The organism is Bradyrhizobium sp. Leo114, from assembly GCF_055229415.2.
In genome coordinates this window covers 1-10065 of record NZ_JBUYEN020000100.1, presented here as the reverse complement: position 1 = coordinate 10065, position 10065 = coordinate 1, and the positions used below count along the sequence as shown (strand labels likewise).

The window sequence follows — 10065 nt, the reverse complement described above, 5'->3', positions numbered from 1 at the left end:
GTGTGATGGGCACTCCGCGACGTCCCCAGTCCCTCCGATCCTGCGAGCAATGACGCAACCTCAGACCGGCCGACAGTCGGCGCTACGTCCGTCAAGCGAAAGTAACATCCTCAGATGAGGCAATACGCCAGAGCCAGTTTTGCACGCCGAATGACACCCGCGCTCGACCTGAATGATCCACGACGTGGAAGTTGTAAGCGGACATAATCATGCGGGGTGTCGAGCGAGCCACGCTTTGATCTTGGGTGTCTTGCGGTGGCGTAGTTGTGCATGACGATGTGAACATCGAGCCCTTGAGAGACTTGACTGTCGATCTTTTTGAGGAACTCAGGAACTCGACTGGGGATGGCGCTTGTAGCATTTGCATAACGACCCCTGACGCAACATCATGTGCTGCAAGCGGCGCGGTCTTACCATGCCGCAGATAGCTCTGCGTGCGACGTTCCGGGCACCCCAGGCATCATCGGCAAGATTGGCTGCTCGCGATCAACTGTTTTGATCTGGCTTTACTCATCGATGCTGAGGACAGGGCTCGGCTCAGCGGGGACATATCAATATCGCCCACATTGTCGACGAACACCGGATCGCCCGGCAGCTCAAATGGCTGGCTCCGGTGTGGTGAAGGCAGAACGCCATCCACATTCGGTGGATAGTAAAGCGAGAGAAGCCGGTCTCCGCGGCCATTGAGCGGATCGAACAGTGCAACGCATCGGCCAGCATCGAACGCAATGTCCGCTCGATAACGCAGCAACCTGGGCGTCCTTGATGGCCGAGGGCGGCCAGGGCGGATCTCGTCAAGAAGACCATCACAGCGATCCTTCAAACATCGACGGCGCCATTTACCAATGGTATGTTCGTGGCTAAGCGGTCATTCATTTACTCGGTATCCCCCGCGCATCCGGGATCGCGCGACATCGCTTAGACAACGATCTGGCAACACGTTTGCGGCGACGATGCCGTTGTCGGTCAATTCTCTCCAGTCCTGGTGGATGATGATCCCTGCCGGCTCCCGGAACTCCTGGACGAGCCGTGCATGCCCGAGAATGGAATGCACTTTGGTCAGGCAAAAGCGTACCGTCAGAACGCAGCTCTCTCGCGTTGGGCCCCCGTCCTCCCAATACGCTTCCGCAAAACAGCCGACTCCGATCCGGTACATGCGCTAGTAGTCGAACGCATGAGCGGCGAAGAATGCTGCGGTCTCATGCTCTCCAGATAAGCCTGGTCGGTACCGAACAACGCGTCCGTTCGAACCTGAAGCGCTCTTTCCGGAACGCGAATGGTAAAAAGGACGCCAGCCGGAATGCGCGTACTCGTGCATGCCCAACCTTGAAAAATGCCACAGCGAAGCTCGCTCAGACGGGCTGGCGTGTCGTAAGCCTGTCAGGTCCGCGCCGACTTGAGCGTAACCGGTATGAGCTCCCACGTTCCGCAGTGATCAGCGGGCGCGTGCGTAGCGGATCGGCATCCAGTATTGGCGCAGCGCCTCGACGGCCGCTGGAATATCGAGGTGGGCCTTGCGGAGAAAGTCCTCGGTCTCGCGGCCGCTTCGCGGCGGTCCGAGCAGCGGACGGCCCTGATCGTCGCGACAGTGCAGCAGGACGGGTAGCAGCAGGCCGTGATTGACGTTGCTGGCGTCCAGCAACGGCGCCCACGCCGACAGCCTGAGCCGCATCGCGACATAGAAGCCCCGGCACCAGGGACGCGGATCGATATCGCCATTGACTTCACGCCGGTGCATCGGCGCGAACTGGCGAGGCGTGGTCGAAAGGGTCTGGCTGATCTCGTTATGATGCAGCGCGACGGCGGAAATCGCCGCGAACTCCGGGGTGCCGCCGTGGTTGAAAGCATCGGCATCGATGGCGAGCAGCGGGCAGATCCAGTCGAGTGGGCTCATCGACACCGGTCCGGTCACGATCGCGGCGACGTAGCCATCGAGCGTGGGAATGCTGGTGGCGACAGAATGCCGATCAACGCGAGCCTGGAGCCATCGCTCGAGCTCCTCAAGTGGCATCGCGGCTGCCGCCATCGACGACGCTGCTTTATGACGACGCGGGCTCATGCCGCGGCCTGTGCGGTGCGCTGGCGCGCCGCCTTCCAGTTCCAGGCGAGCAGCTCGTGCAGCTGATGGCTCTTGGTTCGCCCGGACACGATGCGCTCCAGCACGTCGGCCAGGTAGGCCTGCGGATCGAGTTCATGGAGCTTTGCCGTGTTCACGAGCGACGCCAGGATCGCCCAGCTCTCGGCGCCGCCCTCGCTGCCGCTGAACAACGAGTTGCGTCTTCCCATGGCAATCGGGCGCATGGAACGCTCGACCGTGTTGGAATCGACCTCGACGCGGCCGTCGCGGAGAAACAGCGTCAGGCCATCCCAGTGATTGAGCGCATAGTTGATCGCCTCTGCCAGCTTCGACTGGGAGAAGAGCTGGCCCACGATCTCGGTCAGTCGCGCCTTGAGCGCCGCCATCAACGCTGCGCTCCTGGTGCGGCGGGTGGCCAGCCGCTGCTCCGCACTGTTGCCGCGGATCTCCGCTTCGATCGCATAGACCGCCCGCAGGCGTTCGATCACCTCGCGCGCAAACGGCGACTGCGTCGTTTTGAACACCTCGACGAATTTGCGTCTGGCATGGGCGAGACAAAAGGCGAGCTGGATCGCGCCGCCATGGTCGCAGGCGAGCGCCTTGTAGGCGGCATAACCGTCCACCTGCAGAATGCCGGAAAAACCCGTCAATTGTCCGGCGATCTCCTCGGTGCCGCGGCCGTCGGCGAACACGTAGGCGACCGCCGGCGGCGAAGGGCCACCCCATGGCCGGTCATCCATGGCATGCGCCCAGAACTGGCAGATGCGAGTGCGATGTCGTCCGGGATCGAGCACCGGCATCGGGGTCTCGTCGCAGAACACGCGCGGCGCGGCCTGGATTGTGCGCAGCTGGAGCTCATAGAGGCTCTTGAGCCACCAGGCCGCACGCTTCACCCAGCCGGCAAGCGTCGACCGGTCAAGATGGACGCCCTGGCCGGCCAAAATCTGCACCTGCCGGTACAGCGGCAAATACCAGGCGAACTTCGAGACCACCACGTGAGTCACGAGCGCGGTCGAGGCCATGCCGCTCTCGATCAGGCGTGGCAACGCCTTCACCTGGACCACGCCATCGGCGCAGCCGCGGCAGGTGTATTTGGGACGGATCGTCCGCAGCACACGCAGGATCGCCGGGATCACGTCCAGCACCTCGCTGACGTCCTCGCCGATCTTGTGGAGCTGGCCCTGGCAGCACGGGCAGGCGGTCGCCTCCGGCTCCAGCACCTGCTCACAGCGCAGCAGGTGCTTGGGCAGCGCGCCGATGTTGCGGCGCGCCTTCTGGCGTAGCTTATCAGACGGCTTCGCCGCAGGCGCATCGTCGTTGGCAGTCGCAGGCGGGGTGGCACCGGTCTCAAGGTCGTCAAGCTCAAGCGCGAGTTGCTCGGCCACGAGCGTGGCAAGCCGCTCCGAGCGCTTCCCGAAGATCATCTCCTTGAGCGTCTGCATCGCCACGCGCAGCTTCTCGTTCTCGACGTCAAGCGCGAGCACCATCTCGGTCAGAGCCGCCGGATCGGTCGGGAGAGCATCGGGGCGAATCGCCATGATCGAACGATACATGCGCCCGCTCCATGCTCCAGCGAAATCCTCACCTCTCAGCCAACAACGGCCGGCTGCTTCACAGGCTTGGGTGAGACACGCGTCCACTCAAGTCCGTCGAGCGAGGGGATTGAGGAATGTCCCCAATAGTGAGTCTGACGAATCATTTCCGGAGGTGGTCGAAGTTCGGGACCCCCACCATCCTTTGTACGGCCGCTCATTTCGAGTGATCAGGAAGATCGGCCAGCGAGGCCGAGGCATTCCCGCTTCGTATGAAGTCGAGTTTCGCACGGGAAGCAGTCTCCTGATTCAGGCAACCGCAATCGAATATTATGGACAAGGAGCAAATCAGATTAAGCTGAGCATGGAGGCTCTACTCGAGCTTCTATCGATAGCGGATTGTCCCGACGCACATGAGCATGGATCCAGCCGATCTTTGGTCGACGCTGACGCCCGCGCTCCGACGCCAGATCGTCGAAGACGTCGCCGCGATTTTGGCGGAGATCCCTCATGAAGTCCGAGTTGGTCACTTCAAGCCACTTGGCGCGCAAAGCCGTAGTCTACATCCGGCAGTCGACGCCCCACCAGGTCGTAAGCAATCAGGAGAGCCTGCGCCTTCCATACGCGCTTCGCAAGCGCGCCCGCGAACTCGGATGGCGTGAGGCTGCCATCGACGTGATTGACGCCGATCTCGGGTTGAGCGGCGCGTCTGCAGCGCATCGTAACGGCTTCAAAGAACTCGTTGGCCGTGTTGGCCTGAGTGAAGTGGGGCTCATCCTGTCGATCGACGTGACTCGCTTGGCGCGCAATTGTACCGACTGGTATCCGCTCCTGGATATCTGTGGTCTGCGTGGCTGTCTGATCGCCGACCGCGATGGTGTCTCGACTGGTCTTCACCAAGTTCCGCGAGCTCGGCAGCGCCCGGCAGGTCTTTCTTTGGCTGCGGGCCGCCGACATCAAAATGCCTGTGGTCCTGAGGAACGTTCAAATCTGCAAGCTCGGCTGGAAGGCGCCGGCCTTATCACACGGTGATGCAGATCTTGCACAATCCGCTCTATGCTGGCGCCTATGCGTTTGGCCGAATCGCCCAGAAGACACGGATCGTGGACGGTCGCGCTCGCAAGGTCAGCGGGTTCAAAAAGCCGCGGGAGGATTGGAATGTTCTGCTGCGGGACAATCATCCCGGTTATATCGGTTGGCAGGAGTACGAAGACAATCAGAAGCTGCTGCTGGAAAACGCCCACATGAAGAAGAATTGCTCGCGTAAATCGGCGCGCGGGGGACGCGCACTGCTGACCGGCTTGATGCGGTGCGGACGTTGCGGGCGGATGATGCGTGTAGTCTATGGCCAGGCCAAAGGGAATGCCCATCGTTATCAATGCCGCGGCGATGATGCCCATGTCGGAGCAGGCTTATGTATCGGCATTGGTGGAGTGCGGGTCGATCGTGCGGTCGCGCTGCAAATCCTTGAGGCTGTCTCCGATCGGGCTGTCGAAGCAGCGATATTGGCGTCCGACCAGATCGAGCGATCAAGAACGGAGATCATCGCCGCCGTCGAACGGGAGCTTGAAGTCGCACGCTACGAAGCATCTCTTGCTGCACGCCGATATGAGCTTGTGGATCCGGCGAAGCGCCACGTTGCCCGCGAACTCGAGGCGCGCTGGAATGGCGCATTGGAGCGGGTTGCCGAGCTTGAGCGGGGGATCAAGGAGCTGCGCGCTGCATCGTCGGAAAGTCCAAGGATCGACCGCGCCCTGCTACTGCAACTTGCGCATGATCTGCCGCGGGTTTGGAATGCACCGTCCACGGACACACGAACCAAGCAGCGGCTGGTTCACATCGTGGTCCGAGAGATTGTTTGCGATCTCGATGAGAACACCAATGAGGCGGTTCTGCTCATCCATTGGACCGGTGGCCGGCACACGGAGGTTCGTGTTGCTCGCGTTAAGACAGGCCGATATCCGGGGATACGGCACCCACTGCCGTTGACGCACTTCGCACACTCGCAGGTCATTGGCCTGATCGAGAGCTCGCCGCGTCGCTCAATCGGATGCGCTGTAAGACCGGCGACGGCGAGACCTGGACGACTGTTCGCGTGCGGGAAATGCGCGAACGCCTGGGCTTGCCGGACTACGATCCCGCATCATCCGACGGCAAAATGATCAGCCTTGCGAAGGTTGCGGCACACTTTGGAATTTGCGTCGGATCAGCAAAGAGCTTGGTGCTGAAGGGCGTCTTGCCGGCAACACAAGCAATCAAGGGCTCGCAATGGTTGGTTCCTGTCGAGGCGCTGAGTTCGGAAGCCGTACGCGTAGCGGTGCAGCACGTGATCGAACGTTGACCGAAAAACTACATTGATTATCAATACGATAGAATGATCCGCCTGCCCGGACTCTGACAAAGGGAGGTACAATGAAACGAGCTGTGCTCGTTTCGATCGGAACACGAAGGCTGCGCCGCTAAACGGGTCGAGACGGAGCATCTGCTGTACCTTCGCAGCCAGCCCATCATGGCCGCAGCGGAAGTCAATCGGCCGCGTCGCGATGTAAATCTTCAGATCAGCACCGGGCGCGATCATCGTGACGCTCGCACCGCGCGGATCAACCGAGCCAGTTGCTCACCGTTAATGGCCACGTCCGTCCCGCACGACGACGTCGCCAATCGCAATCTCGAGTTTGACAGCCGGAACGTGACGCTCCTCTAACGGCTCCTCCACGACCAGCGGCGCGAACGGCGGCTGCGAAGCCTCGCACGACGGCAATACGCCTCGCCGGCGAAAGCGTCGTCGCCAATCGTAAATCTGCCAACGCGTCGCCCCGTGCCTGCGCGCCACCTCAGACACCTGAGCACCGGGCAGCAGACTTTCCGCGACGATCCGAGCCCGCTCGGCCTCCGAACGCACACCACGCCCGGAGGGGCCTTCAAGCACCTCAAGCCGGCTGACCGCCCCAACTGACGAGCTGTCCAAATGGACGTCCTTTTTGCCGTCCAATCCCATCCCAAACCTCCGTTCAATCCGGACGCTTCTTCGCACATCTAATCTAACCCCGAACCCTGGGTATCGGCTTAGCGCTTACGTTGAATTCGAGATCGACGGCGCCCTTCGCGTTTTCCGACGCTGAGGTCCAAGTGCTGGAAGCCTGGCTCAGCAGACAGCTCGATGCGTTGTTTGGGAGTGCCCACTCGCCACGAAATGGCACCGCCGGACCCGATGAGGCGATGAAGCGCCCGATGCGGAAGCAAGGATAGTGCTCGATGGTCAACATGACCACCAAGGGCGACGCCTCCACTCTTACTCAGGTCAGAAATATAGGCGACATTGTTGCGGCGTTGGTATGCTATCGGCATGAAACGCGACGGCCGACAACTTGACCATCGAACCCTGGAAGAAATCCGCATGATGGCGACCCGCGCACAAGAAGGCGGATCGAGTCCGCGCCCAGCTCGCCGACATCGGCAACAGACCAGCTTTGGTGCGTTCCTGCTTCAAGCATCCAGATGTCGCCTATATTTCTGACCTATGAGTAAAACAAATCCATCGTAATTGTTGGTGTTGATGTATTCATTGACATCACGCTCATCTTGACGTAACAACTTCCATCAATGGCCAAAGCCCGTAAAATCACGCGAACCCGGCTTGTCGTCAGCCCCGGATTTGCCGAGCTGGTTGTGTGGGAAGTTCCCGAGCCCGTCTCGGGCAGTCCGCATAGCTACAAATACCGGCTCGCCTATGTGGTGAACGGCGTCTGCCGCGTGCGTTACGACAATGAGCGCGGCAAGGGCGATCATCGCCACCTGGATGGCAAGGAAAGCTCTTATGCGTTTCGTGGGCTGGAGCGGCTGCTGGCGGATTTTTGGCGTGACGTGAATAAACGGAGATAGAACATGCGGACGGTTATCCTGGGCGTCGAGACACAAAGCGACCTGACGCGCCGCATCCTGGCGACTGCGCACGGGCAGCGTAAGGCTGGCGACGACCGAATTTCATTCGAGAGCGTCAGCGACCTTTGGCGGGTGCTGGCGCCCAAACGCATGGAGATCGTGCGAGTTATGACCGGAGCCGGCCCGCTGACAATCCGGGAAGTCGCGCGTCGGGTCGACCGCGACTTCAAGGGGGTCCACTCCGACGTGACGCTGCTGCTGGGCGCGGGGATTTTGGAGCGGACGGAAAGTGGGGGCGTGGAATTTCCCTATGACCGCGTTCATGTCGAGTTCGACGTGATGGCGGCGTGACGTCCCCGCCCGCGTCAATCGTAAGATTGAAACAGCGCAATAAGACAAAATCGCGCGGGACTGTAGAGATTCGTCAATGACTCGGAACGTGCAATCAAGAACAAGTCTTGCCGCAACGGGCTGCCCCACGCCATTGAGAGCCGCGGTTTATCTGAGCTCCAGCTGCTGACTCGCATCCTCCGCGAGCCATAGGAGGGGCACATGTGAATGTCTTTAGGGTCGCACTCGACTGCAGCCGTATCGCTACCCTGCGTCCTGCGTTTCCTCAAGCTTCCGAAAGATTCACCGGCTCCTGCGGGAGACCCGGTCAAGGCGGAAGTTTCGGGAAACGGCGGCAGAGACCAAGTTCACGCGACGATGCCTAGTGGACCTGAATTTGGCTTCTTGGCCGAGGCAGGGCGGTCCGCTCCTCCGGCTCAACCGCTTGAGAGATTCTTCACGGCCGACGAAATAGCCCAAGCTATCCCGGACCCGAAATAGAGGGAGATTGCTCTCTTCTACCACCGGCGGAAGTAAGCTGTTGGAACCCGATAGACAAGTCGCAGTTTGTGCTCGTTAGAAATGTCACCAGCTGGTACGGCGAGGAGGGCGCACGGCGCGGAGCTGGCCGGGATTGCGAAGTGGCGGGCGCCCGTATGACAATACCTTGATAGGGACGACTTGATCGGGCGGCCGCCCAGGGCTCTCAACCGGCCTTGAACATGCTTTTGCCCTGGCCCCGCCGGCGCGGGGCTTTCTGCTGCGATTGGTATCCAGCAGCTTCTGCTGCTCGGCAATGTAAGCCAGCACAGGCCCCAGCCGCTTGCTCTCGACAATGGCGGCCTGGTCGACCTGCTGCAGCTTGTCGAAGGTGCGGTAGGGCAACTCGCGACCGTTATGTTTGATCGCCAGGCGACCGTCCGGATAATCAAACACCATGACCCGTTGGCGAGCGAGCGGCCGGGTGATCTCGGTCGGCTCGAGAATGAAGAGCAACCTTGTCGTATTGCAGGGTCAGGCTGTGCGAAACAGTGCGCTCTTCCTTCCAGGCAAAAGCGTCATCAACGTCGTCGTGCTCGGCCAACAGCCGATGCACATCCTTGTCGTTGAAGGGTGCCTTGGCAAACCGTCGATTGTAATCCTCCATGAACGGCGGCAGAAACGCATTGCCGGCCTCCATCGTCGAGAGTCCTGCAAGCCGCATCTCCTTGACCAGTCGATCCTGCAGCGTGCCATTGGCGCGCTCCACGGCCGGGCTGCGAGAATGGCCGTGCCGTAATGGCTCGCCATCTCGGCATAGGTTCGGTTGAGGCCGGGATCGTGGCGGTCGGGATTGGTGACGGCGGCCTTGAGATTGTCGCAGACCACGAATGTCGGCGCGCCGCCGAGGAAGGCGAAAAGGTTGATGTGGAGGCGGATCCAGTCGGCGAGCCCCTCGCTTGGGCAGGCCTCGGCGTAGGTATAGTTGGAGGCGCCCATCGCCGCGACGAACAGCTTCATCGACTGCACTTCCCCGTTTGAGGGGTCGATGACGTCGATGGTGTCGCCGGCGAAATCCACGAAAGCCTTCTCGCCGCCCAGATGGGTCTGCCGCATCGAAGGCCGGGCACGCCCCTTCCCGGCCTCGTAGGTCGTGCAGAACCATGTGTAGCCGAATCCATCGGGATGAGTGGCGCGATACTCGTCCCACAGCAGCCGACGGGTCACGTTGCGCCGGCGCAGCTCCTTGTCGACATAACCCCAGTCGGGAATAGGCCGCTGGAGGCTCTGCGACGCCGGCTTCGGCGCAGGAAAAAGCAGCAGTTCCAGGTCCTCGTCGGTCATTCCGGCCGGCAGTGGCCAGTTCAGCCCGGCGGCTCCGGCGCGGCGCAGATAGCTGTGCATGGCACCGTTGCTGATGCCCAGGGTGCGCGCGATGGCTCGCTCCGGCAAGCCTTGAACATGTTTTAAGCGGAGAACCTCTTTGATCCGGCGCATCGACAATCTCTGGGTGGGCATCGGCCTTCCTCGTTCACTGACGAGGCAGTTCCTAAGCCGGCTGAGTTATCGGCCGAAGCGGACTGAGCCACTGAAAAGCTGCTCACGATCCCGCGAAATCCCTGCTCACGATCCTCTGAAAGGCGCGGCCATTGGGCAACTTCAGATAACCCTGCGTTCGCTCCAAGGCCTGGATCGAGGGCTTCTCGTCCACGCACAGCACAATGGGCTTCGCCGGCGGGGCGACATAGAGGCCGACAACATCGG

General features: G+C 61.1%; 5 protein-coding genes and 6 pseudogenes. 3 read left to right on the top strand and 8 right to left on the bottom strand.

The genetic code is table 11. From position 1 onward, the window contains the following. Window positions 1-210: 210 nt before the first annotated feature. The 3 genes and pseudogenes from ACZIRK_RS43730 to tnpC form a co-directional block, all read right to left on the bottom strand. Window positions 211-980: pseudogene (locus ACZIRK_RS43730) on the bottom strand (IS630 family transposase); the annotation flags it as partial. A gap of 455 nt (window positions 981-1435) precedes the next feature. Next, window positions 1436-2026: a UPF0149 family protein gene (locus tag ACZIRK_RS43725; RefSeq protein ID WP_463703230.1), complete on the bottom strand. Its 591-nt coding sequence runs from the start codon at window positions 2024-2026 to the stop codon at window positions 1436-1438. A 29-nt stretch (window positions 2027-2055) separates the two neighbouring features. Beyond that, window positions 2056-3615, bottom strand: coding sequence for an IS66 family transposase (gene tnpC, locus ACZIRK_RS43720; protein WP_130231592.1), 1560 nt, complete (start codon window positions 3613-3615; stop codon window positions 2056-2058). A gap of 504 nt (window positions 3616-4119) precedes the next feature. Between tnpC and ACZIRK_RS43715 the strand changes: the two are divergent. Continuing rightward, a pseudogene (locus tag ACZIRK_RS43715) lies at window positions 4120-5950 on the top strand (recombinase family protein). 87 nt (window positions 5951-6037) lie between these two features. Here ACZIRK_RS43715 and tnpB read toward each other — a convergent pair. Further along, a pseudogene (gene tnpB / locus ACZIRK_RS43710) lies at window positions 6038-6187 on the bottom strand (IS66 family insertion sequence element accessory protein TnpB); the annotation flags it as partial. A 45-nt stretch (window positions 6188-6232) separates the two neighbouring features. Further along, on the bottom strand, window positions 6233-6607 hold the full coding sequence (locus tag ACZIRK_RS43705; RefSeq protein WP_474419679.1) for a transposase: 375 nt from the start codon (window positions 6605-6607) through the stop codon (window positions 6233-6235). A gap of 605 nt (window positions 6608-7212) precedes the next feature. Between ACZIRK_RS43705 and ACZIRK_RS43700 the strand changes: the two genes are divergently transcribed. Further along, entirely contained in the window at window positions 7213-7491 is a 279-nt protein-coding gene (locus ACZIRK_RS43700) for a toxin-antitoxin system TumE family protein (protein ID WP_130231810.1), read from the top strand. 3 nt (window positions 7492-7494) lie between these two features. After that, window positions 7495-7842 carry an HVO_A0114 family putative DNA-binding protein gene (locus ACZIRK_RS43695; RefSeq protein ID WP_130231812.1) on the top strand — a complete coding sequence of 116 codons (348 nt, stop codon included), beginning with the start codon at window positions 7495-7497 and terminating at the stop codon, window positions 7840-7842. A 685-nt stretch (window positions 7843-8527) separates the two neighbouring features. Here ACZIRK_RS43695 and ACZIRK_RS43690 read toward each other — a convergent pair. The 3 pseudogenes from ACZIRK_RS43690 to ACZIRK_RS43680 form a co-directional block, all read right to left on the bottom strand. Further along, window positions 8528-9070: pseudogene (locus tag ACZIRK_RS43690) on the bottom strand (ISNCY family transposase); the annotation flags it as partial. Beyond that, window positions 9063-9819: pseudogene (istA, locus tag ACZIRK_RS43685) on the bottom strand (IS21 family transposase); the annotation flags it as partial. The pseudogenes istA and ACZIRK_RS43690, both read right to left, overlap by 8 nt. 121 nt (window positions 9820-9940) lie before the next feature. Next, window positions 9941-10065: pseudogene (locus tag ACZIRK_RS43680) on the bottom strand (IS630 family transposase); the annotation flags it as partial.